General features: G+C 41.3%; 36 protein-coding genes. 6 read left to right on the top strand and 30 right to left on the bottom strand.

Annotation, left to right across the window (positions count from 1 at the left end; all coding sequences use genetic code 11):
* Positions 1-26 precede the first annotated feature (26 nt).
* The gene (gene can, locus BLR84_RS00560) at positions 27-689 is read left to right on the top strand and encodes a carbonate dehydratase (RefSeq protein WP_090462840.1); all 663 of its coding nucleotides are present in this window, start codon (positions 27-29) and stop codon (positions 687-689) included.
* 122 nt (positions 690-811) lie between these two features.
* Here the strand turns inward: can and pruA are convergent, their stop codons facing one another.
* Positions 812-2,449 (bottom strand): L-glutamate gamma-semialdehyde dehydrogenase, encoded by a 1,638-nt coding sequence (gene pruA, locus BLR84_RS00555; protein WP_090462837.1) that lies wholly within the window; start codon positions 2,447-2,449, stop codon positions 812-814.
* A 202-nt stretch (positions 2,450-2,651) separates the two neighbouring features.
* Between pruA and BLR84_RS00550 the strand changes: the two genes are divergently transcribed.
* Together BLR84_RS00550 and BLR84_RS00545 are read left to right on the top strand one after the other, a co-directional pair.
* Positions 2,652-3,587 carry a hypothetical protein gene (locus BLR84_RS00550; protein ID WP_090462834.1) on the top strand — a complete coding sequence of 312 codons (936 nt, stop codon included), beginning with the start codon at positions 2,652-2,654 and terminating at the stop codon, positions 3,585-3,587.
* A gap of 45 nt (positions 3,588-3,632) precedes the next feature.
* Positions 3,633-4,046 (top strand): GNAT family N-acetyltransferase, encoded by a 414-nt coding sequence (locus BLR84_RS00545; protein WP_090462831.1) that lies wholly within the window; start codon positions 3,633-3,635, stop codon positions 4,044-4,046.
* Here the strand turns inward: BLR84_RS00545 and BLR84_RS00540 are convergent.
* Together BLR84_RS00540 and BLR84_RS00535 are read right to left on the bottom strand one after the other, a co-directional pair.
* Positions 4,036-4,962, bottom strand: coding sequence for a DUF6340 family protein (locus BLR84_RS00540; protein ID WP_090462828.1), 927 nt, complete (start codon positions 4,960-4,962; stop codon positions 4,036-4,038). The two genes, BLR84_RS00545 and BLR84_RS00540, sit on opposite strands and share 11 nt — an antisense overlap.
* A 74-nt stretch (positions 4,963-5,036) precedes the next feature.
* Positions 5,037-5,903 carry a DUF6340 family protein gene (locus BLR84_RS00535; protein ID WP_090462825.1) on the bottom strand — a complete coding sequence of 289 codons (867 nt, stop codon included), beginning with the start codon at positions 5,901-5,903 and terminating at the stop codon, positions 5,037-5,039.
* 279 nt (positions 5,904-6,182) lie between these two features.
* Between BLR84_RS00535 and BLR84_RS00530 the strand changes: the two genes are divergently transcribed.
* The 3 genes from BLR84_RS00530 to tnpA all read left to right on the top strand — a co-directional run bounded on the left by BLR84_RS00530 (position 6,183) and on the right by tnpA (position 8,869).
* Entirely contained in the window at positions 6,183-7,298 is a 1,116-nt protein-coding gene (locus tag BLR84_RS00530; protein ID WP_090462822.1) for a M42 family metallopeptidase, read from the top strand.
* Positions 7,299-7,397: 99 nt separating this feature from the next.
* Entirely contained in the window at positions 7,398-8,300 is a 903-nt protein-coding gene (locus tag BLR84_RS00525; RefSeq protein WP_090462820.1) for a nucleotidyltransferase family protein, read from the top strand.
* 107 nt (positions 8,301-8,407) lie between these two features.
* A complete protein-coding gene (tnpA, locus tag BLR84_RS00520) occupies positions 8,408-8,869 on the top strand; it encodes an IS200/IS605 family transposase (RefSeq protein ID WP_090462817.1) in 462 nt (153 codons plus the stop codon).
* 793 nt (positions 8,870-9,662) lie between these two features.
* Here tnpA and dnaK read toward each other — a convergent pair.
* From dnaK to rplB, 27 genes are all read right to left on the bottom strand, one after another.
* Positions 9,663-11,573: a molecular chaperone DnaK gene (dnaK, locus tag BLR84_RS00510; protein WP_090462811.1), complete on the bottom strand. Its 1,911-nt coding sequence runs from the start codon at positions 11,571-11,573 to the stop codon at positions 9,663-9,665.
* Between the two features lie 229 nt (positions 11,574-11,802).
* Positions 11,803-12,399 carry a 50S ribosomal protein L17 gene (gene rplQ, locus BLR84_RS00505; protein ID WP_090462808.1) on the bottom strand — a complete coding sequence of 199 codons (597 nt, stop codon included), beginning with the start codon at positions 12,397-12,399 and terminating at the stop codon, positions 11,803-11,805.
* 188 nt (positions 12,400-12,587) lie between these two features.
* Complete coding sequence (locus tag BLR84_RS00500; RefSeq protein ID WP_090462806.1) at positions 12,588-13,580, bottom strand: DNA-directed RNA polymerase subunit alpha; 993 nt, start codon at positions 13,578-13,580, stop codon at positions 12,588-12,590.
* A 95-nt stretch (positions 13,581-13,675) separates the two neighbouring features.
* A complete protein-coding gene (gene rpsD / locus BLR84_RS00495) occupies positions 13,676-14,284 on the bottom strand; it encodes a 30S ribosomal protein S4 (RefSeq protein ID WP_076377381.1) in 609 nt (202 codons plus the stop codon).
* Between the two features lie 68 nt (positions 14,285-14,352).
* Complete coding sequence (gene rpsK / locus BLR84_RS00490) at positions 14,353-14,742, bottom strand: 30S ribosomal protein S11 (protein ID WP_076377383.1); 390 nt, start codon at positions 14,740-14,742, stop codon at positions 14,353-14,355.
* A 132-nt stretch (positions 14,743-14,874) separates the two neighbouring features.
* Positions 14,875-15,252, bottom strand: a complete 378-nt coding sequence (rpsM, locus tag BLR84_RS00485) for a 30S ribosomal protein S13 (RefSeq protein ID WP_090462803.1) — start codon at positions 15,250-15,252, stop codon at positions 14,875-14,877.
* Positions 15,253-15,325: 73 nt separating this feature from the next.
* Positions 15,326-15,442 carry a 50S ribosomal protein L36 gene (gene rpmJ / locus BLR84_RS00480; protein ID WP_074487407.1) on the bottom strand — a complete coding sequence of 39 codons (117 nt, stop codon included), beginning with the start codon at positions 15,440-15,442 and terminating at the stop codon, positions 15,326-15,328.
* Positions 15,443-15,449: 7 nt separating this feature from the next.
* Positions 15,450-15,668 carry a translation initiation factor IF-1 gene (infA, locus tag BLR84_RS00475; RefSeq protein ID WP_022833270.1) on the bottom strand — a complete coding sequence of 73 codons (219 nt, stop codon included), beginning with the start codon at positions 15,666-15,668 and terminating at the stop codon, positions 15,450-15,452.
* 64 nt (positions 15,669-15,732) lie between these two features.
* Positions 15,733-16,524, bottom strand: a complete 792-nt coding sequence (gene map, locus BLR84_RS00470) for a type I methionyl aminopeptidase (protein WP_090462800.1) — start codon at positions 16,522-16,524, stop codon at positions 15,733-15,735.
* Positions 16,525-16,532: 8 nt separating this feature from the next.
* Positions 16,533-17,873, bottom strand: a complete 1,341-nt coding sequence (gene secY / locus BLR84_RS00465; RefSeq protein ID WP_090462797.1) for a preprotein translocase subunit SecY — start codon at positions 17,871-17,873, stop codon at positions 16,533-16,535.
* Positions 17,874-17,879: 6 nt separating this feature from the next.
* Positions 17,880-18,326, bottom strand: coding sequence for a 50S ribosomal protein L15 (gene rplO, locus BLR84_RS00460; RefSeq protein ID WP_076377391.1), 447 nt, complete (start codon positions 18,324-18,326; stop codon positions 17,880-17,882).
* A 4-nt stretch (positions 18,327-18,330) separates the two neighbouring features.
* The gene (gene rpmD / locus BLR84_RS00455) at positions 18,331-18,510 is read right to left on the bottom strand and encodes a 50S ribosomal protein L30 (RefSeq protein WP_076377393.1); all 180 of its coding nucleotides are present in this window, start codon (positions 18,508-18,510) and stop codon (positions 18,331-18,333) included.
* Positions 18,511-18,516: 6 nt separating this feature from the next.
* Positions 18,517-19,035, bottom strand: coding sequence for a 30S ribosomal protein S5 (rpsE, locus tag BLR84_RS00450; protein ID WP_076377395.1), 519 nt, complete (start codon positions 19,033-19,035; stop codon positions 18,517-18,519).
* Between the two features lie 12 nt (positions 19,036-19,047).
* Positions 19,048-19,398, bottom strand: coding sequence for a 50S ribosomal protein L18 (rplR, locus tag BLR84_RS00445; protein ID WP_076377397.1), 351 nt, complete (start codon positions 19,396-19,398; stop codon positions 19,048-19,050).
* A gap of 5 nt (positions 19,399-19,403) precedes the next feature.
* Positions 19,404-19,961, bottom strand: a complete 558-nt coding sequence (gene rplF, locus BLR84_RS00440) for a 50S ribosomal protein L6 (RefSeq protein WP_090462794.1) — start codon at positions 19,959-19,961, stop codon at positions 19,404-19,406.
* Positions 19,962-19,977: 16 nt separating this feature from the next.
* Positions 19,978-20,376 carry a 30S ribosomal protein S8 gene (gene rpsH / locus BLR84_RS00435; RefSeq protein WP_076377401.1) on the bottom strand — a complete coding sequence of 133 codons (399 nt, stop codon included), beginning with the start codon at positions 20,374-20,376 and terminating at the stop codon, positions 19,978-19,980.
* Between the two features lie 147 nt (positions 20,377-20,523).
* Positions 20,524-20,793 carry a 30S ribosomal protein S14 gene (gene rpsN / locus BLR84_RS00430; protein WP_090462792.1) on the bottom strand — a complete coding sequence of 90 codons (270 nt, stop codon included), beginning with the start codon at positions 20,791-20,793 and terminating at the stop codon, positions 20,524-20,526.
* Positions 20,786-21,349: a 50S ribosomal protein L5 gene (gene rplE, locus BLR84_RS00425; protein ID WP_090462789.1), complete on the bottom strand. Its 564-nt coding sequence runs from the start codon at positions 21,347-21,349 to the stop codon at positions 20,786-20,788. The genes rpsN and rplE overlap by 8 nt, the downstream gene beginning before the upstream one ends.
* Positions 21,349-21,693, bottom strand: coding sequence for a 50S ribosomal protein L24 (gene rplX, locus BLR84_RS00420; protein WP_090462785.1), 345 nt, complete (start codon positions 21,691-21,693; stop codon positions 21,349-21,351). The genes rplE and rplX overlap by 1 nt, the downstream gene beginning before the upstream one ends.
* A gap of 1 nt (position 21,694) precedes the next feature.
* Positions 21,695-22,063, bottom strand: coding sequence for a 50S ribosomal protein L14 (rplN, locus tag BLR84_RS00415; protein ID WP_073405786.1), 369 nt, complete (start codon positions 22,061-22,063; stop codon positions 21,695-21,697).
* Between the two features lies 1 nt (position 22,064).
* Complete coding sequence (gene rpsQ, locus BLR84_RS00410) at positions 22,065-22,319, bottom strand: 30S ribosomal protein S17 (RefSeq protein WP_090462782.1); 255 nt, start codon at positions 22,317-22,319, stop codon at positions 22,065-22,067.
* Positions 22,320-22,335: 16 nt separating this feature from the next.
* Positions 22,336-22,545, bottom strand: coding sequence for a 50S ribosomal protein L29 (gene rpmC / locus BLR84_RS00405; protein ID WP_090462779.1), 210 nt, complete (start codon positions 22,543-22,545; stop codon positions 22,336-22,338).
* A gap of 123 nt (positions 22,546-22,668) precedes the next feature.
* Entirely contained in the window at positions 22,669-23,091 is a 423-nt protein-coding gene (rplP, locus tag BLR84_RS00400) for a 50S ribosomal protein L16 (protein WP_076377413.1), read from the bottom strand.
* 163 nt (positions 23,092-23,254) lie between these two features.
* Positions 23,255-24,130, bottom strand: a complete 876-nt coding sequence (gene rpsC, locus BLR84_RS00395; protein ID WP_090462776.1) for a 30S ribosomal protein S3 — start codon at positions 24,128-24,130, stop codon at positions 23,255-23,257.
* A 6-nt stretch (positions 24,131-24,136) separates the two neighbouring features.
* Positions 24,137-24,565 carry a 50S ribosomal protein L22 gene (gene rplV, locus BLR84_RS00390; RefSeq protein ID WP_090462773.1) on the bottom strand — a complete coding sequence of 143 codons (429 nt, stop codon included), beginning with the start codon at positions 24,563-24,565 and terminating at the stop codon, positions 24,137-24,139.
* Positions 24,566-24,571: 6 nt separating this feature from the next.
* The gene (gene rpsS, locus BLR84_RS00385; RefSeq protein WP_076377419.1) at positions 24,572-24,838 is read right to left on the bottom strand and encodes a 30S ribosomal protein S19; all 267 of its coding nucleotides are present in this window, start codon (positions 24,836-24,838) and stop codon (positions 24,572-24,574) included.
* A complete protein-coding gene (gene rplB / locus BLR84_RS00380) occupies positions 24,838-25,665 on the bottom strand; it encodes a 50S ribosomal protein L2 (protein ID WP_090462770.1) in 828 nt (275 codons plus the stop codon). Before rplB ends, rpsS begins: the two co-directional genes overlap by 1 nt.
* Between the last annotated feature and the right edge of the window lies 1 nt (position 25,666).

The raw sequence follows: 25,666 nt of genomic DNA, 5'->3' as shown, positions 1-25,666 counted from the left end.
TCATTAACTTTTTAACATTTACACCTATGTGCGCCCAAACAAGCATTCACGACACCAGCCATATTACTTACGAAGGTTTGCTGGAAGGTAACAAACAGTTTATTGCAAACGCCTTAGATTCCGATCCGGATTTTTTTAACAAACTGGCCAGCGGCCAAAATCCACCGGTGCTGTGGATAGGCTGTGCTGATAGCCGCGTGCCGGCCAACCAGATCACCAATACCGCGCCCGGCGAAATATTTGTACACCGCAATATCGCTAACATGGTTATCCACTCCGATATGAACATGTTGAGCGTGCTGGATTATGCCGTGAACGTTTTAAAAGTAAAGCATGTGATTGTAACCGGTCATTACGGTTGCGGCGGTGTGCTTGCCGCCATGAGCAACAAGGCATTCGGACTTATTGATAATTGGTTACGTCATATTAAAGACGTATACCGCCTGCATGCTGATGAGCTTGATGCCATTACCGATGATACCGAGCGCGGAAATCGCCTGGTAGAATTTAACGTGATTGAAAACGTATACAATCTTTGCAAAACCACTATTGTGCAGAATGCCTGGAAAAATGGTCAGGAACTGGGCGTACACGGCTGGGTTTACAGCCTGAGCACCGGCAAAATCGGCGACATGAACGTGAGTACCTACAACAACGATAATATGGAGGATGTTTTTAGGTTTAAATAGCCTCCTCTAAATCTCCTCCAAAGGAGGAGACTTGAAAAACATATGTAATAAAAAAAAGCGATGATTCGAGTCATCGCTTTTTTTATTAAAGCCCTCTCCTTTGGAGAGGGTTTGGGTGAGGTCTATACTTCTTTACTCAAAAACGGATACCTGTAATCCTTTGGTGGGTCAAAGGTTTCTTTGATTGTACGTGGCGATACCCAACGCAAAAGGTTGATCATAGAACCAGCCTTATCGTTAGTGCCGGAACCTCTGGCACCGCCAAATGGCTGCTGACCAACAACGGCTCCTGTAGGTTTGTCATTGATATAGAAATTACCTGCAGCGTTGCGCAAATGATAGGTAGCCTTTTCAATAGCATACCTGTCCTGCGATATAATAGAGCCTGTTAGCGCGTAGATAGATGTTTTGTCGACAATGTTAAGCACCTCATCAAATTTGGCGTCCTCGTACACGTAAATGGTCAATACAGGGCCAAATAACTCCTCGCACATGGTTACGTAGTACGGATCATCTACTTTTAATACGGTAGGCTCTATAAACCAGCCTTTGGTTTTATCATAGTTACCACCGGCAATTACTTCAACACCTTTATCAGCTTTAGCCGCATCAATATATTTAGCCAGCTTATCAAATGATACTTCGGAGATCACAGCATTAATGAAGTTTTCAAAATCCTCAACCGGGCCTATTTTAAACGAAGTGATATCGCGCTGCATATTAGCTTTTACCGCAGGCCATAACGAGGCCGGGATATAAGCTCTGGAAGCGGCAGAACATTTTTGTCCCTGGTACTCAAAAGCACCGCGAACCAATGCTGTACTTACCACATCGGCATTGGCGCTCGGGTGGGCCAGCACAAAATCCTTACCACCGGTTTCGCCCACAATGCGCGGGTAGGTTTTGTATTTATGAATGTTGGTACCAATAGTTTGCCAAATGTTCTGGAACACCTTGGTTGATCCGGTAAAGTGGATACCGGCAAAATCAGGATGGTTAAATATCACCTCGCCTGCAACCGGGCCATCAACATAAATAAGGTTAATAACACCGGCTGGTACGCCTGCTTCTTTAAACACCTTCATGATCACGTTGGCAGCATATATCTGAGTATAGGCCGGTTTCCATACCACCACATTACCCATCATGGCTGCCGATGCAGGTAAATTACCCGCAATAGCCGTAAAGTTGAATGGCGTTAAGGCAAACACAAAACCTTCCAGCGGACGTTGCTCCACACGGTTCCAAACACCTTTGCCCGATACCGGGGGTTGTTGTTTATAGATCTCGGTCATATACTCTACGTTAAAACGCAGAAAATCGATCAGCTCACAGGCAGAGTCAATTTCGGCCTGGTATGCATTTTTGGATTGACCAAGCATAGTGGCCGCGTTAATTTCGGCACGGTAAGGACCGGCTAACAGTTCGGCAGCTTTTAAAAATGTGGCGGCGCGCTGCTCCCAGGCTAAATTTTCCCAGTTGGCTTTGGCTGCCAGGGCAGCGTTAATAGCAGCGGTAACGTGACTGGCATCACCTTCAGAAAAAGTGGCCAGTAAGTGTTTATGATCATGCGGCGGACGGATCTCGAGCTTAGTGCCCGTACGTACTTCTTTGTCGCCGATGTACATAGGTATATCCAGTTGTTGAGCGCGGGCCTCCTCTAAGGCGGCTTTAAGCGCTACACGTTCCAAACTGCGCGGGCCGTAGTTTAAAACAGGCTCGTTTTGCGGTGGTGGAACATTAAAAAATCCTTTAAGCATAGATGGGTTATTTATGTTGCCGCAAAGATAAGAATTTTGAAGTGATGGGTGAATTGAGGCAATGTCAAAAAGCCATAGATACAACACAAACGTTTGAGAAAATTAAACTGAGTATGTAGTGACCCCTTTTTTAGAAAGAACCACTCCCGTACTTATAAAAATCGCCTATAATATTCTAACTTTATCTCAACACTTTATCCCGATGTTTTCAATTTTTAAACGAAAAAGCAATAAACCTGAAGTGCCGGAATGGGCTTCGTTTTTCACCCCGGAAGAGTATGATGCATTTATCAAATCCATCCAAAGCTATTTTTCCGAAAAGAATATAACCTACGAACTTGGGAGTGATGGTACCCTGCAAACCGGCCCAAACGATTTTGGTTTCAAAACCTTAGGACTGATGAATGCGGCTCAAACATGCAAACAGGATGAGCTATCCCATTATCACGAGATAGTTAGCAGCTATTTTGATGCTATTAGTAAAACCTTTGCTTTTGAAAAAGAATTTCAAAAAATAGTTACTGATTATGAAAAGGTTGAACAATATATCTGCGTCAAAATTTATCCGTATGAATACTTTGCCCCAATCGGAAAGAAATTTACCATTAGCCAAAATATAGTTGATGATCTGTTTGCCTTATTGATGTTTGATCTGCCCGATACCGTAGTAAACATTAAACCAGAACAGGCCGCTCATTGGAATAAAACAAACGAGGAGCTGTTTGAGAAAGCCAAAGAAAACTCCCGAAATAACTACCAATTTCATCTCTCCAAAGAAAAATTAGGAAATACCGATATCTGGTTTATAGGGGGCGGACATAATTTTGTGCCCAACATTTTATTTGAATTACCACATTATCCCCAACTAATGGGATCTAAAGGTGCACTCATTGGCATACCGCATAGAGAGTGTGCCATTTTTTATATGATAGACAGTCTGGAGGTTACCACAGCTATTAATAGCCTTATCCCTACTATTTATGGTATGGACAGGGAAGGCCCGGGTTCCATCAGCAATAAACTACTTTGGTACAGGGATGGTAAATTTGAAAACCAACCCTATAAAATTATTGATAATACAATAGAGTTTTATCCAACCGAAAACTTTTTGGAGATGCTTAACAGCATGGAAGAATAATTTGCCATTGGCACCTGATACCGGTTATTTTTTACTTTTGCGCTAATGATCCACATAGAACAAATACGCCCTGAACTAACATGGCGCCTACGACAAAGAATTTTATATCCCGAACAAAAGCTGTATGAGATGGAGATGGAAGAGGATAATAACGGGCTTCATTTTGCCGCTTTTAAGGATAACGACATTGTATCGGTGGTATCTCTGTTTGCCAAAGGCGATGATTACCAGTTCCGCAAGTTCGCGGTGGATGATAGTTTGCAAAATATGGGGATCGGCAGGCAAATGCTGGAGCATATTACCCAATTCGCTAAAACAAACGGCGCTAAAAGGTTATGGTGCAATGCCCGGGTTTCGGCCATCGGGTTTTACCTTAAAGCGGGTTTTGAACATACCTGGCAGCTGTTTAGCCGCCATGGCTTTGACTACGAGATACTCGAAAAAGATCTTACTCTTTGATCAGCGCTGCAATGAGGTTACTGGCAAACACATTGTCTTGCTTTTGATTGGATTGTCGTGCGAGTTCAAGCGCTGCCTCAATGTCGCCCTGCGCCTCATACACAACAGCCAGGTTATAAGCCGCCTTGCTGGCCAGCTGAACATCGGTACTATCAATAAGCGGGTTGAGTATTTTATACGCCATATCAAACCGTTCGGCTTGTATTTGCTTAACCGCCGATTGCAGTTCATCACCCTCATTGTATAGTGGCCTGTTATTGGTAACAGCGTATGGGAGGTAATCTTTCAGTGCGTCTAAAACGGCATTGTGGGCAGCGCCGTTCACGGCAAATTTATTCCCCTTTATACCTGGGGCAAAAAGCAGTTCGCCCAGAAAGCCTCCGTACGCCCCTTCAGATTGCGGGTCGTTAGCCAGACCTTTCAGCTTTTTAAAATACAGGCCATTGCTTTCGTACAAAGTAAAATTAACCTCAGCCTTGGTATTGTAATAGGCAGTACGCTCATCACTAGAGCCATCTATCTGATCCAAGACGATATCAGCTGTAAAATTATCAAGCGCCAGTATATAGGCTGCATGATGGCTGGCGGCCAGTTGTTTGATGGAATCGGTATTGGCAGCAAATGGTATCGAATCAACCAGATTAGTCACCCGGATACCCTTGAGCTGTTTTAATTCATTTTCGGCCGCCATGGTAGCGCTATAAGCCCCTCCCCGTAGTACAGCCAGTTTCTTTTTATTGGTGATTTTAGTGGAATCGTAAACCAGCCTGTTGATGATCAGGATATGCGTTGAATCCTGGGTTAGGGTCAGCTTAGCCGAATAGTTAACAGATACGGGTACGGTTGCATATTTTGCCGTGCCACATGAGGTTAACCCAACAATAAATAACAGGCATAATAATTTAAATGCATTCACAGGATTATTGAGATAAGGAACTCCTCAATAACTGATATGTCAGCGCATTTATTGCAGCATGTAGGTAAAATTTATCACTCTTTGATCAGCGCCGCGATAAGCGTTGTGGCATAATCATTTTGCTGTTTCTGATTGGATAGTTTGGCCAGTTCAAGGGCCTCATCAATATCACCTTGCGCCTCGTAAACCACAGCTAAGTTATAAGCCGCTCTACTGGCTTGTTTGGGGTCGGGGCCATCAATGATCGGGTTGAGTATTTTAAACGCGATATCAAACCGGCCAGCCAGTATTTGCCGTACAGATAATGCCAACGGATCGCTTTGATTATAAAGCGGTCGGTAATTGGTAATGGTATAGGGTAAATAATCTTTCAGTGCATCAAGCGCAGCATTGCGGGCTGCGCCATCAATAGAATAGCCAAACCTACCATCCTGCGGCTCTGTAGCTAAGCCCTTGAGCTTTTTAAAAAAGATGCCATTACTTTCATGTAAAGTAAAAGCCACACTGGCTTTGGTGCTATAATAAGCTATCTGGGCATTACCATCATACTGTACATTATCAAGCACAAGTCCTGCGTTAAAACTATCAAGCGTTAAAACGTAATTGGCTTTGTATTTGGCTGCCAGATGCTTTACGGAATCTTTATTGGCACTAAATGATACGGAATCTACAAGACTGGAAATTTTAACACCAGGCAGCAATTTCAGCTCTTTTTCGGCTCCGGTTATAGCGCTATAGGCCGCGGCTTTAAGGGCCATGATCTTGCGCTTATTTATACGGGTTGAATCAAAAGTAACCCGGTTAACCACCAGGATGCGGGCGGTATCGGTTTTAAATACCAGTTTGGGGGCATAGTCAACAGGCACGGTGGCGTATTGTACCACATTACATGAGGTTAGCCCAACTATAAATAATATGCAGATTAGCTTAAACAGTTTCACGGTGTGAGGTAAATTATAGATGGATGTAAAATTAAGAAACTACAATGAATTTGAAATGAATATTAATGTGGCATTAATGTAAATTCTACAGTTAATCACAACTAATTAATCAAGTGCCGTAAATTTTACATATTTCAAAAAAAAACGCTAATGCTGTAACATTAGTATTAAATTAATAATAAAAACGTGTTTTTATTTCCAATATGACAGGTTATTTTAGGGCTTTAACATCAACTTTGTTATATTTGCTTATTACTAAAAAATAGTTTGCTAAAAAATATGGCTAAAAAAAAATCTGATGCCTCAACGCATACTCCCATCGTAAACGAAACTTCTCTTTCATTTTTTGAAAAATATATAAACAATCCTTCCCCTACCGGTTTTGAATGGAAAGGCCAGGAATTATGGCTCGACTATCTGAAACCTTACATCGATACCCATTATGTAGATAATTACGGTACCGCTGTAGGTGTTATCAATCCAAAGGCCGATTACAAAGTAGTTATTGAGGCCCATGCCGATGAGATATCATGGTTTGTAAATTACATTACCAATGACGGCTTAATATATGTGATCCGTAACGGTGGTTCAGACCACCAGATAGCCCCTTCAAAAAGGGTGAACATACATACCGATAATGGCGTGGTAAAAGCGGTTTTCGGCTGGCCGGCTATTCATACCCGCCTGGGTGGCGACAAAGAAGAAGCCCCAACTTTAAAAAATATTTTCCTGGATTGCGGTTGTACTTCAAAAGAAGAGGTAGAGAAACTGGGCATCCATGTAGGTTGCGTAATTACCTATGAGGATGAATTCATGATCCTGAACGACCGTTATTATGTTGGCCGCGCATTGGATAACCGTGCTGGTGGCTTTATGATAGCCGAGGTTGCCCGTTTATTAAAAGAGAATAAAGTAAAGTTACCTTTCGGCTTGTATATTGTAAACGCGGTACAGGAAGAAATAGGCTTGCGTGGCGCCGAAATGATAGCCCACAAAATAAAGCCTAACGTAGCTATTGTAACCGATGTTACGCATGATACACAAACACCTATGATCAACAAAATAACCCAGGGCGATCTGGCTTGTGGTAAAGGTCCGGTGGTATCATATGCGCCTGCGGTTCAAAATAATCTGAACAAATTGCTTATCGAAACGGCTCAGAAAGCCAATATCCCTTTTCAGCGCCAGGCATCATCGCGCTCAACCGGTACCGATACCGACGCATTTGCTTATTCAAATGATGGCGTACCATCGGCACTGATCTCTTTACCACTACGGTATATGCATACTACGGTTGAGATGATCCACAAAGAGGACGTGGACAATGTGATACGTCTTATTTATGAGTCGTTATTGAATATCAAAGCCGGTCAGGATTTCAGATATATCAAATAATTACTCATTTTTTTAAAACAATTTGAGTAATAGATTGATTTCACTATAAAAATTTATGCAAGGGCATATAGTTATTTCAAAATACCCCAACGTATATCTATGAAACCAACACTCCTTATTTTGGCCGCAGGAATGGCCAGCCGTTATGGCAGTATGAAACAAGTTGATGGCTTTGGCCCCAACGGAGAAACTATTATTGACTATTCCATTTACGATGCTATCAAAGCGGGTTTTGGCAAAGTTAGTTTTATTATCCGCGAAGAATTTGCCGATAATTTCAAAGCTATTTTTGAACCTAAGCTTAAGGGTCGTATTGAAACTGATTATGTCTTTCAAAGTTTTGACCTAACTCCTTTTGGTATTGATAAAACGATTGAACGCGCTAAACCATGGGGTACTGCTCACGCGGTACTTGCTGCCCGTAATCAGATCAATGAGCCTTTTTGCGTGATCAACGCCGATGACTTTTATGGTTATGACTCCTTTGAGAAAATGGCCAAATTTTTAACCTCCGAAGTAGCTGACGATACCTACTCACTGATCGGTTACCAGATTGACAGGACCTTGTCTGACTATGGTTCCGTGTCGCGTGGGGTTTGTAAAGTTAACGACGAAGGTAACATGGTGGAGATTAACGAGCGCACCGAAGTTTATTTTAAAGAAGACGGCAGCGTAGCTTATAAAGATGCTACCGGCGAGCACGCTTTATCAAACGACACCCGCGTATCGATGAACTTTTGGGGCTTTACTCCCGCCGTATTCGCACAAAGTGAAGATATGTTCAAAGAATTTGTGGCAGCGAATGAAAATAACCCAAAATCAGAGTTCTTTATTCCATTGGTTGCCGATGAGCTGATCAAAGCGGGCACTGCTTCATTCAAAGTTATCCCTACCGGCTCAAAATGGTTTGGCGTAACTTATAAAGAGGATAAACCTATTGTACAAAAAAGCATATCGGAACTGGTGAACAACGGCACTTATCCTTCAAAACTTTGGGATTAATTTAATCCTTTCCAATATTTAAAATCCCGCCTCGAGTGGGATTTTTTGTTATTATTCTATGCTGAATATCGAAGGAAACAAACTAATTTTAAGTTTCTTAAAACAGTATGGCCAATACCTTTTCCCAGATTTATCTGCAATTTGTTTTTGCTGTTAAAGGCAGACAAAATCTCATATCAAAGGATAATAAAGAAGAATTACATAAATATATAAGTGCCCTTATTCAAAACCGAAAGGTTAAGTTGTTGGCTATAAATTGTATGCCTGATCATATCCATATTTTCGTAGGATTTAAACCCAATATCCTAATTTCAGATTTTATTAAAGAAATTAAGGTTGAAAGTAACGATTTTATCAATAGTAAAAATTGGATAAAAGGTAAATTCAACTGGCAGGAAGGCTATGGGGTATTCTCCTATTCGCATTCACATATTGATGCAGTGATAAGATATGTGCTTAACCAGGAAACTCATCATCAGAAAAAAACATTCAAACAAGAATATTTAGAATTATTGAAAAAGTTTGAAATCTCGTTTGAAGATAAATATCTATTTGATTTTATTGAATAGTGGAATTAAGGGGGCTCCGCTGGAGCCAAACTCGTCGAATGAAAATATACTATAAACACGATGCTCCTCCGGAGCGTTTTCAGAATTCTGTTTACAAGAGATTATTTATATGAAAATATACTATAAACACGATGCTCCTCCGGAGCGTTTTCAGAATTCTGTTTACAAGAGATTATTTATATGAAAATATACTATAAACACGATGCTCCTCCGGAGCGTTTTCAGAATTCTGTTTACAAGAGATTATTTATATGAAAATATACTATAAACACGATGCTCCTCCGGAGCGTTTTCAGAATTCTGTTTACAAGAGATTATTTATATGAAAATATACTATAAACACGATGCTCCTCCGGAGCGTTTTCAAAATTCTGTTTACAGGAGATTATTTATATGAAAATATACTATAAACACGATGCTCCTTCGGAGCGCCTTCAAAATTCTGTTTACAGAAGATTATTAATATGGAAATATACTGTAAACATGATGCTCTCGGAGCGTCTTCAAAATTCTGTTTACAGGAGATTATTCATATGGAAATATTCTGTAAACATGATGCTCTCGGAGCGTCTTCAAAATTCTGTTTACAGGAGATTATTCATAAGGACACTGTGTCTATAACGAAGAGGAATATGTTTGAAAACGCTCCGGAGGAGCATCGTGTTTATAGCCAAAACCCAAAAAAGCTTTTGGGCTCCATAGGAGCCTCCTATAATTAATCTTCTACATCAAACAAAAAAGCCCGGTTCAGGAAAATCCTGACCGGGCTTTTTATTATTCAACAACACTTAAATTATTTTGTATCGTCTTTTACTTCTTCAAAGTCAACATCGGTTACGGTGTCACCATGATCCTGCGGACCTGCGCCCGGAGCACCTTCGGCACCTGGCTGACCTGCTTCGGCAGAGGCTTTGTACATCTCTTCAGATGCGGTAGCCCATGCAGCGTTCAGTTCGGTTTGAGCAGCTTCGATAGCGTCAAGGTTTTTAGAGGCATAAGCTTCTTTCAACTTGGTTAAACCTGCTTCGATAGGACCTTTTTTGTCGGCCGAAATTTTGTCACCGTACTCTTTCAATTGTTTTTCTGTCGAGAAGATCAGGGCATCAGCAGAATTCAATTTTTCAACTTCTTCTTTTGCTTTTTTGTCAGCATCAGCGTTAGCTTCAGCTTCGTCCTTCATCTTTTTGATCTCAGCATCAGTTAAACCTGAAGAAGCTTCGATACGGATCTTTTGCTCTTTACCGGTTGCTTTATCTTTAGCAGATACATGTAATATGCCGTTTGCGTCAATATCAAAGGTTACTTCAACCTGAGGCACACCGCGAGGTGCTGGTGGTATACCATCCAGGTGGAAACGACCTATAGTACGGTTACCCGCAGCCATTGGGCGCTCACCTTGTAATATGTGGATCTCAACAGATGGCTGGCTATCAGACGCGGTTGAGAAAGTTTCAGATTTTTTGGTTGGGATAGTTGTGTTTGACTCAATCAGTTTGGTCATTACACCACCCATAGTTTCGATACCTAATGAAAGTGGGGTAACATCTAACAGCAACACATCTTTAACTTCGCCGGTTAATACACCACCTTGAATAGCAGCACCAATAGCTACAACTTCATCAGGGTTAACACCTTTTGAAGGCGCTTTACCAAAGAATTTCTCAACAGCTTCCTGTATAGCAGGGATACGGGTTGAACCACCTACCAGGATAACTTCGTCGATATCTGATGTGCTTAAGCCAGCGTTTTTCAAAGCTGATTTACATGGATCAATAGTACGTTTGATCAGGCTATCTGCCAGTTGCTCAAATTTAGCACGGGTTAAAGTTTTAACCAAGTGCTTTGGCATACCATCAACAGCAGTGATGTATGGTAAGTTAATTTCTGTTTGTGCAGAGCTTGATAACTCAATTTTAGCTTTCTCTGCAGACTCTTTTAAACGTTGTAAAGCCATTGGATCTTTACGCAGATCTATACCTTCGTCGCTTTTAAATTCGTCGGCTAACCAGTCAATAATTACCTGGTCAAAGTCGTCACCACCTAAGTGAGTATCACCATCGGTTGATTTTACTTCAAATACACCGTCACCCAATTCCAGGATAGATACGTCATGTGTACCACCACCGCAGTCAAATACCGCGATCTTCATATCCTTGTGCGCTTTATCAAAGCCATAAGCTAAGGCAGCAGCAGTAGGTTCGTTAATGATACGACGTACTTTTAAACCTGCAATTTCGCCGGCTTCTTTAGTAGCCTGGCGCTGAGCATCGTTAAAGTAAGCTGGTACGGTAATAACCGCTTCAGTTACTTCGGTACCCAAAAAGTCTTCAGCAGTTTTCTTCATTTTCTGAAGGATCATGGCCGAGATCTCTTGCGGAGTGTATTTACGATCGCCAATTTCAACACGCGGAGTGTTGTTATCGCCTTTTACTACCTTGTAAGGCACACGGGCAGCTTCGTTTGTAACTTCGTTAAACTGGTTACCCATAAAGCGTTTGATTGACGATATGGTTTTTGTAGGATTGGTGATGGCCTGACGTTTTGCAGGGTCGCCAACTTTACGCTCGCCGTTGTCAATAAAAGCTACTACGGACGGCGTAGTACGTTTTCCCTCGCTGTTAGCAATAACTACAGGCTCATTACCTTCCATTACAGCTACGCAGGAGTTTGTTGTTCCTAAGTCGATTCCAATTATTTTAGACATATGATTGTTTTACTTGATTTAATATTTTACTAACTACAGCTATTTATCAACGTTTGTGCCAATAGCTATTTGGCAGTGTATATAGTCAGGATGACAATTATTGCGTCAGAAATGCTATACACATTGGTGACAGGTTGGCAGAAAATTGTCTAAAAATTCTGATTCAGACATAAACAAAAACGCCCTACTCAAGTGAGCAAGGCGTTTTCTTAATATCTCAAAAGAGAAATTATTCTCCTTTTTCAGCGTTTTCTTCTGCTTCTGGAGTTGCAGGAGCTTCAGCAGCCGGAGTTTCAGTAGCTTCAGCAACTGGTGCTGCTTTAACTTCTTCTTCTTCAACTTTTGCTTCTTCAACAGGAGCTGCAGTTTCTTTAGTAGCTGGCGCTGCTGTTTTAGCTTTTGCTGTAGAACCACCACGACGACGGGTTGATTTTTTAGCTGCAGCTGCAGTGTCAACACCGTAAACAGTGTTATAGTCTACTAATTCGATGATAGCCATTTCAGCATTATCGCCTAAACGGTTCTCTAACTTCACAATACGGGTGTAACCGCCTGGACGGGTAGCAATTTTCTCGGCAATTTCGCGGAACAGAATAGTAACCGCGTCTTTGTCTTGTAAATAGCTAAACACTGTACGACGAGAGTGAGTAGTATCGTTTTTTGATTTTGTTAAAAGTGGCTCAACATAACCGCGTAAAACTTTTGCTTTTGCTAATGTTGTAGTGATACGCTTGTGTAAAATAAGCGAAGTTGCCATGTTAGCCAGCATCGCTTTGCGGTGGCTGGTAGTACGGCCTAAGTGATTGTTTTTGTTTCCGTGTCTCATTGTTATTAAATTATTTCACGTGCATACCGTCCGGCGATAAAATCAAGCCTTCGGAATTATGCCTTCGCTAATTAGATTATAGTACAGAGATGTGAGATTTGAGATTGTCTCTCGGCTTACATCTTTTAATTATATTTAAAAGTCAGATATGAAATTTGTCTCAAATCTCATATCTAACATCTCAAATCTTATTCTTCGTCTAACTTAAATTTAGACAGGTTCATACCAAAAGATAAGCCTTTTGATTTAACCAGGTCCTGAATTTCAGTTAATGACTTTTTACCAAAGTTTCTGAATTTTAACATATCAGCAACATCGTATGATACTAAATCGGCCAGGCTGCGGATGTCGGCAGCTTTCAGGCAGTTTAATGCGCGTACAGAAAGGTCAAGATCAACCAGTTCAGTTTTAAGGATCTTGCGCATATGCAGGATCTCTTCGTCAACCTCTTTAGTTTCTTCTTTAGCTTGTGCTTCCAACATCATGTTTTCATCGCTGAACAGCATAAAGTGCTGGATCAGGATCTTGGCTGCTTCTTTTAACGCATCTTCCGGATGAATTGATCCATCGGTAGCAATATCCAGAACTAATTTTTCATAGTCAGTTTTTTGCTCAACACGATAGTTTTCAATAGTATATTTTACGTTTTTAATTGGCGTAAAGATAGAATCGATAGCTATTACACCAACGTTTGCATCCGGATTTTTATTTTCTTCGCTTGCTACGTAACCACGGCCTTTACCTACAGTAAGCTCAATTTCAAGCGTTACTGATGAGTCCATGTTACAGATAACCAGGTCAGGGTTTAAAACAGTAAAGTTATTAGAGAATTTAGTAACATCTCCGGCTTTAAAAGCGTCCTGGCCATTTATGATAACGAATACCTTTTCAGTATCACCAGACTCGCCTGTTTTTTTGAACCGAACTTGCTTCAGGTTCAGAATGATCTCGGTTACGTCTTCAACAACACCTTTGATGGTTGAAAATTCATGCGTAACTCCTGAAAAACGAACAGAAGTGATGGCAAAACCTTCGAGTGATGAAAGTAAGATACGACGCAGAGCATTACCAATGGTCACACCGAAGCCTGGTTCTAACGGACGAAACTCAAACGTACCATCGAAATCATTTGCTTTCTGCATGATAACCTTGTCTGGTTTTTGAAATGCTAAAATTGCCATTTATATCCTTTATTTATTGTTTACTAATTGAATTGATTTAAACCACGAAAATGATTGACATAAAATGCCAACCATCCCATGGATAATTATCGTTATTATTTTGAGTACAACTCGACGATTAGGTTTTCTTTGATGTTCTCAGGTATCTCGTCGCGGTTAGGATAGTTTAGGAATTTACCTGTTAAGGCGTTAGCATCCCATTCTAACCAGCTGTATTTATTGATTCTTCTTCCGGCTACTGATGTAGTGATGGCTTCTAATGATTTAGATTTTTCACGTACAGAAATCACATCACCCGCTTTTAAAGCGTATGAAGCGATGTTTACCACAGCACCATTAACATTAATGTGTTTGTGATTAACCAACTGACGGGCTGCAGAACGTGTAGGAGCAATACCTAAACGGTAAACAGCATTATCTAAACGAGCTTCTAAGAATTTCAACAGGTTTTCGCCTGTGATACCCTCTTTAGCTGATGCGCGGTGAAACAAGTTCTCGAACTGACGCTCTAATACACCATAAGTGTATTTTACTTTTTGTTTCTCCTGTAACTGAGTTGAATACTCAGATTGTTTTCCTCTTCTTTTTGAGGCACCGTGCATTCCCGGTGGATAGTTCTTACGCTCTAACGCTTTATCCGGGCCGAAGATCGGCTCACGGAAACGACGTGCAATTTTGGATTTTGGTCCTGTATATCTAGCCATTTTTGTGTGTTCTTAAAGTATCAAGCAGCCTGTTGCTGCCGAATCTTAGCTTTAAAAATAATTGTTAATTAAACTCTTCTTCTTTTTGAAGGACGACAACCGTTGTGCGGAAGCGGTGTGATATCTTTGATGGTTGTAACCTCAATACCTGCAGTTTGCAAAGTACGGATAGCTGACTCACGGCCTGCACCCGGACCTTTTACAAATACTTCAACTTTACGTAAGCCCAGGTCATAAGCTACTTTGCCACAATCAGCAGCAGCTTGTCCGGCAGCATAAGGGGTGTTCTTTTTTGAACCTTTAAAACCCATTTTACCTGCAGATGACCATGATACAGCCTGACCGGTTTTGTTGGTAAGGGTGATGATGATATTGTTAAAAGTAGCATTGATGTGTGCTTCGCCTACAGGCTCAACAATTACAACGCGCTTTTTGGTTACTTTTTTGCTCTTAGCCATTTTTTTAATTTTTGAATTAATGAATTACTGAATTATCAAATAACCCGGACCCATTAATTATATTTTCAAATGAGGTAATCCTAATGAATTGTTAAGCGATAAAACTCACCGCTCTTCAATCACTATTCAATATTATTTAGTAGCTTTTTTCTTGTTAGCAACTGTTTTACGTTTTCCTTTACGGGTACGTGAGTTATTTTTAGTACGCTGACCACGTAATGGTAAACCTTTACGGTGACGTGTACCGCGGTAACAACCTATATCCATCAAACGTTTGATGTTAAGCTGCACTTCTGAACGAAGTGAACCTTCCACTTTGATCTGATCGTTGATAATTCCACGAATTGAGGCTAATTGCTCATCGGTCCAGTCTTGTACTTTTGTATCAAAATCAATACCTGCCTCAGTCAAAATCTTTTGAGCTGTTGAGCGGCCTATACCGAAAATGTAAGTAAGTCCGATTTCTCCTCTTTTGTTTTTCGGTAAATCTATACCTGAAATCCTTGCCATATTTATTGTTTGTTTTTTAAATGATAACCGAACGGCGGGCCACCGTTGTACGAATTATCACAGTTTTTTTTAATTATCCCTGACGCTGTTTGTATTTAGGATTCTTTTTGTTAATTACATAAAGTTTCCCGTTACGGCGAATGATCTTGCAATCAGCGCTGCGTTTTTTAATGGATGCTCTAACTTTCATCTCTTTGTTATTTATATCTATAGGTTATTCTACCTTTTGTTAAATCATACGGGCTCATTTCCAATTTTACTCTGTCGCCAGGTAAAATTTTAATGTAGTGCATACGCATTTTGCCGGAAATATGTGCAATAATCTCATGACCATTTTCCAGTTCAACCCTGAACATTGCATTTGACAATGCTTCCCTAATTGTACCGTCTTGCTCAATCGAAGATTGTTTAGCCATATTTTGTTGATTATTACTTAATTATCCGCCCTAAAACCGGGATGCAAAATTAATAAAAATTTATTTAATTATTATTCTTTTCTTTCAAAACATTTTCAACATATTCAAACGTTGATAAAATGTCAGGTTTACCTTTACCAATAGCTACGGTATGCTCATAATGGGCCGATGGCTTTTTGTCGACAGTTGAAACCGTCCATCCGTCATCCCAAAACTTAACACCCGCACGGCCCGCGTTGATCATGGGCTCAATAGCGATCACCATTCCTTCTTCCAGTTTGATGCCCGCTCCGCGCTTACCATAATTAGGTACTTCGGGTTTTTCGTGCAGCTTAACGCCTACACCATGCCCCACAAGCTCCTTTACTACGCCAAAGCCATTCTTCTCTGCATGTTCCTGTATCGCATAACCGATATCGCCTATGCGCATACCAACAACTGCTTTCGCAACTCCTAAGTCAAGACACTCTTTGGTTACCCTCATGAGTTTCTTAACGGTATCGCTTACTTCACCGATGGCGAAGGTATAAGCCGAATCGCCTACAAAGCCATTTAAAGTAGCTCCGCAGTCAACAGATACCAGATCTCCTTCAACCAGGGTATAGTTTCCGGGGAAACCATGTACTACCTGGTCATTCAGCGATATGCAAAGAGAATAAGGAAAGCCGCCGTAGTTTAAAAAAGTAGGTACTCCGCCGTTGTCGCGTATAAAGGTTTCAGCAAGTCTGTCGAGTTCAATAGTTGTAACACCAGGTCCGATCACTTTGGCAACCTCCGCGTGTGTGCGGGATACCAGTTGGGCGCTTTCTCTGATGAGTTCTATTTCTTCGGCAGACTTGTAAAGAATTTTTGACATGCTTTAAATTAGATAGCTGTCGGACTTGTTCCGGCAGCAGCAGGCATTGCTGTACGACCTTTAATTCGTCCGGTTTTCATTAAACCATCATAATGACGCATCAACAGGTGACTTTCAATTTGTTGCAGGGTATCCAAAACTACACCTACCAGGATGATCAGTGATGTACCACCAAAGAATCTTGCGAAGATCGCAGATACGCCAACCAAGCTGGCAATGGCCGGGATAATGGCTATAATAGCCAGGAATATTGATCCCGGTAAAGTTATTTTTGATATTACACCGTCAATAAAATCGGCAGTTGATTTACCTGGTTTAATGCCCGGTATAAAACCACCGTTCTTTTTCATATCATCAGCCATCTGGTTAGGGTTAACCGTAATAGCGGTATAGAAATAAGTGAACAGGATGATCAGGATACCAAACAACAGGTTATGTTGCCATGAGTTATAGTTTGACAATGCGATCAGGATACCGTTTGATGCCGCGTTCGGGAAAAACTGCTGTACAGTTTGCGGAATGAACATCAGGGCCTGGGCAAATATGATAGGCATTACACCTGCAGCATTTACCTTTAAAGGTATATACTGACGTACACCACCATATTGCTTGTTACCTACTATACGTTTAGCATATTGTACCGCAATTTTGCGTGTACCCTGTACTATCAATATAGTGAACATTACCACACCTATCAATGCAACAATTTCAACAATGAAAGTTACCAAGCCACCTGTACCACTGGTACGGGAGCTAAACTCTGTTATAAACGCGCCTGGCAATTGGGCAATAATACCCACCATGATAATTAACGATATACCGTTACCGATACCTTTATCCGTAATTTTTTCACCCAGCCACATTACAAATAATGTACCTGCGGTTAAAACTACTGTAGTTAATAAGGTAAAGATCGGATCGCCGATTAAACGTGCATCAGGACCAATTTGTGAACGTACATAACCGATAGCCTGCAAAGCAGTAATACCGATGGTTAGGTAGCGTGTCCACTGGTTAAGCTTGTTACGCCCGCTTTCACCTTCTTTTTGAAGTTTGGTGAAATAAGGCACAGCAATACCCAGCAGTTGCACCACAATTGACGCCGAAATGTAAGGCATTACGCCTAACGCGAAAATAGAGGCACGTGAAAACGAACCTCCTGCAAACATATTCAACAATCCTACTAATCCTTCTGCTTTTTGGTTTGCGAATGACGCACCGTTCACGCCAGGCAACACTACGAATGAGCCTACGCGATATATTAAAAGAAATAAGAGTGTGTTTATAATACGCACTCTCAGATCTTCGATTTTCCAGATATTGGATAATGTGGTGAAAAATTTCTTCATTGAAACTTACAACTTAACTATGGTACCACCAGCTGCTTCGATCGCTTTTTGCGCCGTTGCAGTAAATGCATGTGCTTTAACTTCCAATTTGGCTTTCAGTTCGCCACGGCCCAGGATCTTAACCAGGTCGTTACGAGAAACCAAACCATGTTCTTTCAGGGTATCGAAATCAACTGCCGCCAGTGAGAATTTCTCAACTAAGCCTTGCAATACATCCAAATTAACACCTGTGTATTCAACACGGTTAGGGTTTTTGAAACCAACCTTAGGTACACGACGTTGTAAAGGCATTTGACCGCCTTCAAAACCTACCTTAGTGCTGGTACCTGAACGTGAACCGGCGCCTTTGTGGCCACGGGTTGACGTGCCGCCACGGCCAGAACCTGTACCACGGCCAATTCTTTTTCTATTTTTAGTAGAACCTTCTGCAGGTTTTAGATTACTTAAATTCATGATATTAAATGTTTTCTACCGCTACCAGGTGATTAACTTTTCTAACCATCCCAATTATAGCAGGTGTAGCCTCTACTTCCACACTGTGGTTAATTTTACGTAAGCCTAAAGCTTCGACTGTCTTTTTTTGGCGTTCACTTCTGTCGATCACGCTCTTAATCTGAGTTATTTTGATTTTGGCCATGACTGATTATCCGTTAAATACTTTACCTAAACTAACGCCACGTTGCTGAGCTACAGTATGTGCATCGCGTAATTGCGCTAATGCTGATACAGTTGCTTTTACCACGTTGTGCGGATTTGATGAACCTTTTGATTTTGCCAGTACGTTGTGGATACCTGCCGACTCTAATACGGCACGCATTGCACCACCCGCAATAACACCGGTACCATTTGCTGCTGGTTTAATGAAAACAAAACCGCCAGAAAATTTACCAATTTGCTCGTGAGGTATAGTTCCGTTTAAGATAGGAACTTTTACCAGGTTCTTTTTAGCATCATCAATGCCTTTTGCAATAGCTTCGGTAACCTCTTTGGCTTTACCTAAGCCGTAACCTACAACACCGTTCTCGTCACCTACTACCACAATGGCAGAGAAACTGAATGTACGGCCACCTTTGGTTACTTTGGCAACGCGTTGTATGCTTACCAAGCGGTCTTTTAATTCGATCTCGCTTGTTTTTACTCTTTTTATGTTGATTGTTGACATTTCTCTTTTCGATTAAAAGTTTAAACCACCTTCACGTGCACCTTCGGCCAGTGATTTAACACGACCATGGTACAAATAACCGTTCCTGTCGAAAACCACATCTTTAATACCTGCTGCAATAGCTTTCTGAGCTACCAGTTTGCCTACGGCTACTGATTGTTCTGATTTAGTGCCATCTGCTGCAAAATCTTTTGATAAAGATGAAGCCGATACGATAGTTTTACCGGTTAAATCGTCAATGATCTGCGCGTAAATTCCTTTGTTACTTCTGTAAACTGACAGGCGAGGACGCTCTGTTGATCCTGAAAGGCGTTTTCTGATGCCTTTTTTAATCCTGTCTCTTCTTGATAATTTAGCTCCCATGACGATTATTTTTTAGATGCTGATTTACCTGCTTTTCTTCTCAATACTTCGCCAACAAACTTGATACCTTTACCTTTGTATGGTTCTGGTGCACGTAACGAACGTATTTTTGCCGCTACCTGACCAATCAATTGCTTGTCGATAGATTCCAGGATGATGGTAGGGTTTTTACCCTTCTCAGCAGTGGTTGTAACTTTAATTTCTTTTGGTAATTCAAATACATAGTGGTGAGAGTAACCCAACACTAAATCTAAAGTATTACCTGTATTGGTAGCACGGTAACCTACACCTACTAATTCCTGCTCCACTTTGTAACCAGTGGTTACACCTACTACCATGTTATTTAAAAGCGCACGGTATAAACCATGTAATGCTTTATGACGTTTTTGTTCAGACGGGCGTTGAACTAACAATTGGCCGTCTTCCTGTGCAATGGTGATATCGCTATCAACCGCTTGCTGCAACTCACCTTTAGGGCCTTTTACAGTAACAACATTCTCTGCTGATACGGTAACGGCAACTCCCTGAGGTAGTGCTATCGGTGCTTTTCCTACTCTTGACATTGCTTAATTTCTCCTATTAATAAACGTAGCATAATACTTCGCCACCTACATTTTGCTGACGAGCTTCTTTATCGGTCATTACACCTTTTGAAGTTGACAGGATAGCGATTCCTAAACCATTTAAAACTCTTGGCAGGTTATCAGTACCTGCGTATTTCCTCAAACCTGGTTTACTGATGCGCTGAATGCTACGGATAGCAGAAATTTTAGTTATCGGGTGGTATTTTAAAGCAACTTTAATGCTGCCTTGCGGACCAACTTCCTCAAACTTGTAATTGGCAATGTAACCTTTGTCGAAAAGCACTTTCGTGATTTCCTTTTTCAGATTTGATGCAGGAATTTCAACAACCCTATGGTTGGCTTTAATAGCATTCCTTACTCTTGTAAGATAATCTGCGATTGGATCTGTATTCATTTTATTGTGTTATGATAGTGGTTTCCTTCCGGTAACATCCCGGGCGACCTTCCATCGGTTAATTCATTTTTTGTGCTTAACGCTAAAAGCACAAAGCCTAAAGCTTCATGAGCCTTACGCTTTATGCCTTAAGCTTTCAGCTTAATATTACCAGCTTGCTTTCTTTACTCCCGGTATTTTGCCAGCTAATGCCATATCACGGAATGTTACACGTGAAATGCCAAACTGACGCATATAACCACGAGGGCGGCCGGTTAATTTACAACGGTTGTGTAATTTTACCGGTGACGAAGCTTTAGGCAATTTATCTAAGGCTGCATAATCGCCGGCCTCTTTAAGGGCTGCTCTTTTCTCTGCGTATTTAGCAACCAATTTAGCACGTTTTACTTCACGTGCTTTTACACCTTCTTTAGCCATTGTTATTTTGATTTTTAAATGGTAATCCAAATTGTTTCAACAACTCCAATGCTTCAACATCGTTTGTTGCGGAGGTTACAAAGGTAATATCCATACCTTGAATTTTATTGATTTTGTCAATATTTATCTCAGGGAATATAATTTGCTCTGTAATACCTAATGTATAGTTACCTCTTCCGTCAAAACCTTTGTCGTTGATACCTTTAAAGTCACGGATACGTGGCAGGGCAACAGCGATTAAACGATCCAAAAACTCATACATTGTGTTGTCACGCAGGGTAACACGTACGCCAACCGGCATATTTTTACGCAATTTAAAGTTTGAGATATCTTTTTTAGATTTTGAAGCAACTGCCTGCTGACCGGTAATGGTAGTTAACTCAGTGATGGTGTTTTCGATCAATTTCTTGTCGGTTGTGGCAGCGCCAACACCCTGGTTAATGGCAATTTTTTCCAGTTTAGGAACCTGCATTACGCTTTTATACTGAAATTTATCTTTCAGAGCGGTACGGATTTCCTCTTTGTATTTTGTTTTGAGTCTTGGTATGTAAGTCATTACTTAATTTCCTCCCCTGATTTTTTTGCTACCCTTACTAATTTGCCGGCATCGTTTTTCTTACGGCCAACACGGGTTGGGTTACCTGTTTTAGGATCAACCAGCATTAGGTTTGAAATATGTATAGCAGCTTCCTGTTTAACAATACCACCGTTTGGATTGGCAGCATTAGGTTTGGTATGTTTTGATACCATATTGGCACCTTCAACAATAGCCCTGCCTTTTTCTAATATTACCTCAACAATTTTGCCTTGTGTTCCTTTTGAATCACCGGCTATAACTTTAACCAGGTCACCCTTACGGATCTTTAATTTAGCTGGTTGCTCGTGTTTTTTCTTTTCCATGTTACAATACCTCCGGTGCTAATGATACAATTTTCATAAATTGTTTCTCACGCAGTTCCCTTGCAACAGGGCCAAAGATACGGGTACCTCTCGGCTCGTCCTGGTTATTTAACAATACAGCTGCGTTATCGTCGAAACGGATGTATGAACCATCTTTTCTGCGGATCTCTTTTTTGGTGCGTACTACTACGGCTTTTGATACAGTACCCTTTTTCACGTTACCTGATGGTAAAGCGCTTTTTACAGTTACTACTATCTTATCGCCGATTGATGCGTACCTTTTACCAGTACCGCCCAATACACGGATCACTAAAACTTCTTTAGCTCCGCTGTTATCGGCTACGTTTAATCTTGATTCCTGTTGTACCATCTTATTTAGCCCTTTCTATAATTTGAACTAATCTCCAGTTTTTGCTTTTGCTCAACGGACGTGTTTCCATAATCAATACGGTATCACCAATACCACAGGTATTTGTCTCATCGTGAGCCATGAATTTGGTAGTTTTCTTTACGAATTTACCGTAGATAGGGTGTTTCACTTTACGTTCCACTGCTACTACGATTGATTTTTGCATTTTATTGCTAACTACCAAACCGGTACGTGTTTTTCTTAAATTTCTTTCCATTTTTCTGAACGCTTAATTAATTGTTTTCAGAAGTTGACGCAGCTTTACGCTTTGTTAATTCAGTATTTAACCGAGCGATGTCCTTGCGTACTTTTGTTATACGTGTTGGATTCTCAATAGCTGATACTGCATGGGCAAATTTAAGTTTGGTAAGGTTTGTTCTCTCCTCTCCTACTCTTGCAACCAATTCTTCAGTTGATAGCTCCAAAATTTCTGAGTTCTTCATTTTCTTTTGTTATTTGTTGTTGTTGTTCGCAGTTTCAACGCTGTATTGTTTTTTTGATGGGTGAATGTTCGGCATCTAACTTCACAACATGAAAACTTTACAACTTTTCAACTAACTTTCCGTTTATGCTTCTACGTAATCTCTACGTACTATAAATCTGGTTTGTACCGGAAGTTTTTGAGCTGCAAGGCGTAAGGCCTCTTTAGCAACGTCCAATGGTACACCTTCGGCTTCAAAAATGATCCTTCCGGGGCGTACTACCGCAACCCAGTATTCTGGAGCACCTTTACCTTTACCCATACGTACCTCTGCTGGTTTTTTGGTTACAGGCTTGTCAGGGAATATCCTGATCCATACCTGGCCTTCACGTTTCATAAAACGTGTTACAGCGATACGTGCAGCCTCGATCTGGCGGCTGGTAATCCAGGCCGCTTCGAGTGATTTTATACCGAAAGATCCGAATGAAAGTTCTGCACCACGGGTGGCTAAACCTTTCATCCTGCCTTTTTGCATCTTTCTGAACTTCGTTCTTTTTGGCTGTAGCATTTTCTTAAGTATTGAGATATGAGATATGAGATGTGAGATTTTACTTTTTCAGTCTCTCTTATCAAATATCTTTTATCTTATTAATTGTTATCTATATGCTGCGATCAAGGGATGATTGTATGATTTCTCATATCTAACATCTCAAATCTCACATCTGTTATTATTATCTCTTTCCTGGACCACCCGGGCGATTGCCGCCTTGGCCACCTGGACGGTTGCCACCTTGACCACCACCACGGTTGTTGTTTCCACCACCACGGCGGTCACCACCTGGTTTCCTGTCGCCTCTGCGCTCGCCGCCACGTTCGCCACCGCGTTGGTTGTCACGTCCGCCGAATGCCGGAGCACCGTCTGGACGACCACCTTTACCGCTGCTGCTGCTTGTGCCGCCGATATTTGGAGACAAGTCACGCTTTCCGTAAACTTCGCCTTTGCAGATCCACACTTTAACACCTATTTTACCATAAGTAGTTAAGGCTTCTGCCAGTGCGTAGTCAATATCAGCACGGAATGTGTGCAAAGGAATTCTTCCTTCTTTATATTGTTCGCTACGTGCCATCTCGGCACCGCCTAACCGGCCTGATGTCATGATCTTGATTCCTTCAGCACCCATTCTCATGGTTGAAGCAATTGTAGTTTTCATGGCACGGCGGAAAGAGATACGTGCTTCCAGTTGTTTTGCGATACCTTCTGCCACTAATTGTGCATCAAGCTCAGGGCGTTTGATCTCGAATATGTTGATCTGAACTTCCTTTTTGGTAAGTTTTTTCAACTCTTCTTTGATCTTGTCAACTTCCTGACCACCTTTACCGATCACGATACCCGGACGGGCAGTGTGAATAGTTACAGTGATGCGTTTTAATGTGCGTTCGATAACTACTTTTGATACCCCACCTTTAGCAATACGAGCTGAAAGGTATTTGCGGATCTTTTCGTCTTCAACTAATTTGTCAGAGTAGTTGTTACCTCCGAACCAATTAGAATCCCATCCTCTGATGATTCCTAACCTGTTACCTATTGGATGTGCTTTCTGTCCCATTTCAAATTAATTATTATCGTTTTTACTATCCACAATAAGGGTTACATGGTTTGAGCGTTTGCGTATACGGTATCCCCTTCCTTGCGGAGCAGGGCGTAACCTTTTTAGCTGACGGCCGCCACCTACTGAAACTTCTTTAACAAATAAAGCGCTGTCTTCAACACGTTTGCCTTCGTTTTTTGCTTCCCAGTTTTTGATGGCTGATAACAAAAGTTTCTCTACACGAATAGCAGCTTCTTTGTTAGTATATTTTAATATGTACAACGCTTTTTCAACGTTCACGCCACGGATAAGATCAACCACCAAACGCATTTTGCGTGGTGAAGTTGGACAGTCCTGTAGTTTAGCAACTGAAGCACCGCCAACCTGGGCTTTTGCTGCTTCTTTTTGTTGCCTGATCAATACAGACTTTTTGATTTTTGTTGTTGCTTCCATTGCCTGTTATTTTTTCTTTTCTGCGTGACCGCGGAATGTACGGGTTGGAGCAAATTCTCCCAACTTGTGACCAACCATGTTTTCTGTTACATACACAGGTATAAATTTGTTACCGTTGTGTACTGCGAATGTATGACCAACGAAATCAGGAGAGATCATGGAACGACGTGACCATGTTTTTACAACTGATTTTTTGCTTGATTCATTCAAGGTAAGAACTTTTCTTTCCAGGTTATGATCAATATAAGGTCCTTTTTTAATTGAACGTGCCATTATTTTTTCCTTCTTTCAATGATATAACGATCCGACCCTTTTTTCTTGTCACGAGTTTTGTAGCCTTTAGCTAACAAACCTTTACGTGAACGTGGATGACCACCTGAGGCTCTACCCTCACCACCACCCATAGGGTGATCTACCGGGTTCATGGCTACACCACGAACACGCGGCCTGCGGCCTAACCAACGTTTGCGACCTGCTTTACCTAACACCGCGTTTGCTTTTTCGCCATTTGAAACGGTACCGATAGTTGCCAAACAAGTTGACAGTATCATACGGGTTTCGCCTGAAGGCAATTTGATGATAGCATATTTACCATCGCGTGCTGAAAGCTGAGCATAAGTACCTGCACTGCGTGCAATGATACCGCCCTGGCCTGGGTTTAACTCAATATTGTGGATGATAGAACCTAACGGGATGTTTTTCAAAGGCATGGTATTACCAACCTCTGGAGCAGCACTCTCGCCAGATACAACTACCGTACCAACTGTTAAGCCTTCCGGAGCTATCATGTATCGTTTTTCACCATCAACAAAGTGTAACAGTGCTATACGTGCAGAACGGTTAGGATCATACTCAATAGTTGCAACTTTTGCCGGGATATCAAACTTATTACGTTTGAAATCAATTAACCTATATGCTTGTTTATGACCACCACCCATGTAGCGCATAGTCATTTTACCGCTGTTGTTACGACCGCCCGATCTTGTGTTGGCTGATACAACCAACGATTTTTCAGGAACGTTTGTTGTAATATCTGAGTTAGATACATCAACTCGGAAGCGGGTACCCGGAGTAACCGGTTTAAATCTCTTTACTGCCATG

It is taken from the genome of Mucilaginibacter sp. OK268 (assembly GCF_900103125.1).
Lineage (GTDB): Bacteria > Bacteroidota > Bacteroidia > Sphingobacteriales > Sphingobacteriaceae > Mucilaginibacter.
The sequence above is the reverse complement of the archived record's forward strand: the minus strand, read 5'-3'. Positions and strand labels throughout refer to the sequence as shown.

Coding starts and splice junctions, on each gene's coding strand:
- can (WP_090462840.1), top strand. CDS start 27: ATGTGCGCCCAAACAAGCATTCACGACACCAGCCATATTACTTACGAA.
- pruA (WP_090462837.1), bottom strand. CDS start 2,449: ATGCTTAAAGGATTTTTTAATGTTCCACCACCGCAAAACGAGCCTGTT.
- BLR84_RS00550 (WP_090462834.1), top strand. CDS start 2,652: ATGTTTTCAATTTTTAAACGAAAAAGCAATAAACCTGAAGTGCCGGAA.
- BLR84_RS00545 (WP_090462831.1), top strand. CDS start 3,633: ATGATCCACATAGAACAAATACGCCCTGAACTAACATGGCGCCTACGA.
- BLR84_RS00530 (WP_090462822.1), top strand. CDS start 6,183: ATGGCTAAAAAAAAATCTGATGCCTCAACGCATACTCCCATCGTAAAC.
- BLR84_RS00525 (WP_090462820.1), top strand. CDS start 7,398: ATGAAACCAACACTCCTTATTTTGGCCGCAGGAATGGCCAGCCGTTAT.
- tnpA (WP_090462817.1), top strand. CDS start 8,408: ATGGCCAATACCTTTTCCCAGATTTATCTGCAATTTGTTTTTGCTGTT.
- dnaK (WP_090462811.1), bottom strand. CDS start 11,573: ATGTCTAAAATAATTGGAATCGACTTAGGAACAACAAACTCCTGCGTA.
- rplQ (WP_090462808.1), bottom strand. CDS start 12,399: ATGAGACACGGAAACAAAAACAATCACTTAGGCCGTACTACCAGCCAC.
- BLR84_RS00500 (WP_090462806.1), bottom strand. CDS start 13,580: ATGGCAATTTTAGCATTTCAAAAACCAGACAAGGTTATCATGCAGAAA.
- rpsD (WP_076377381.1), bottom strand. CDS start 14,284: ATGGCTAGATATACAGGACCAAAATCCAAAATTGCACGTCGTTTCCGT.
- rpsK (WP_076377383.1), bottom strand. CDS start 14,742: ATGGCTAAGAGCAAAAAAGTAACCAAAAAGCGCGTTGTAATTGTTGAG.
- rpsM (WP_090462803.1), bottom strand. CDS start 15,252: ATGGCAAGGATTTCAGGTATAGATTTACCGAAAAACAAAAGAGGAGAA.
- rpmJ (WP_074487407.1), bottom strand. CDS start 15,442: ATGAAAGTTAGAGCATCCATTAAAAAACGCAGCGCTGATTGCAAGATC.
- infA (WP_022833270.1), bottom strand. CDS start 15,668: ATGGCTAAACAATCTTCGATTGAGCAAGACGGTACAATTAGGGAAGCA.
- map (WP_090462800.1), bottom strand. CDS start 16,524: ATGTCAAAAATTCTTTACAAGTCTGCCGAAGAAATAGAACTCATCAGA.
- secY (WP_090462797.1), bottom strand. CDS start 17,873: ATGAAGAAATTTTTCACCACATTATCCAATATCTGGAAAATCGAAGAT.
- rplO (WP_076377391.1), bottom strand. CDS start 18,326: ATGAATTTAAGTAATCTAAAACCTGCAGAAGGTTCTACTAAAAATAGA.
- rpmD (WP_076377393.1), bottom strand. CDS start 18,510: ATGGCCAAAATCAAAATAACTCAGATTAAGAGCGTGATCGACAGAAGT.
- rpsE (WP_076377395.1), bottom strand. CDS start 19,035: ATGTCAACAATCAACATAAAAAGAGTAAAAACAAGCGAGATCGAATTA.
- rplR (WP_076377397.1), bottom strand. CDS start 19,398: ATGGGAGCTAAATTATCAAGAAGAGACAGGATTAAAAAAGGCATCAGA.
- rplF (WP_090462794.1), bottom strand. CDS start 19,961: ATGTCAAGAGTAGGAAAAGCACCGATAGCACTACCTCAGGGAGTTGCC.
- rpsH (WP_076377401.1), bottom strand. CDS start 20,376: ATGAATACAGATCCAATCGCAGATTATCTTACAAGAGTAAGGAATGCT.
- rpsN (WP_090462792.1), bottom strand. CDS start 20,793: ATGGCTAAAGAAGGTGTAAAAGCACGTGAAGTAAAACGTGCTAAATTG.
- rplE (WP_090462789.1), bottom strand. CDS start 21,349: ATGACTTACATACCAAGACTCAAAACAAAATACAAAGAGGAAATCCGT.
- rplX (WP_090462785.1), bottom strand. CDS start 21,693: ATGGAAAAGAAAAAACACGAGCAACCAGCTAAATTAAAGATCCGTAAG.
- rplN (WP_073405786.1), bottom strand. CDS start 22,063: ATGGTACAACAGGAATCAAGATTAAACGTAGCCGATAACAGCGGAGCT.
- rpsQ (WP_090462782.1), bottom strand. CDS start 22,319: ATGGAAAGAAATTTAAGAAAAACACGTACCGGTTTGGTAGTTAGCAAT.
- rpmC (WP_090462779.1), bottom strand. CDS start 22,545: ATGAAGAACTCAGAAATTTTGGAGCTATCAACTGAAGAATTGGTTGCA.
- rplP (WP_076377413.1), bottom strand. CDS start 23,091: ATGCTACAGCCAAAAAGAACGAAGTTCAGAAAGATGCAAAAAGGCAGG.
- rpsC (WP_090462776.1), bottom strand. CDS start 24,130: ATGGGACAGAAAGCACATCCAATAGGTAACAGGTTAGGAATCATCAGA.
- rplV (WP_090462773.1), bottom strand. CDS start 24,565: ATGGAAGCAACAACAAAAATCAAAAAGTCTGTATTGATCAGGCAACAA.
- rpsS (WP_076377419.1), bottom strand. CDS start 24,838: ATGGCACGTTCAATTAAAAAAGGACCTTATATTGATCATAACCTGGAA.
- rplB (WP_090462770.1), bottom strand. CDS start 25,665: ATGGCAGTAAAGAGATTTAAACCGGTTACTCCGGGTACCCGCTTCCGA.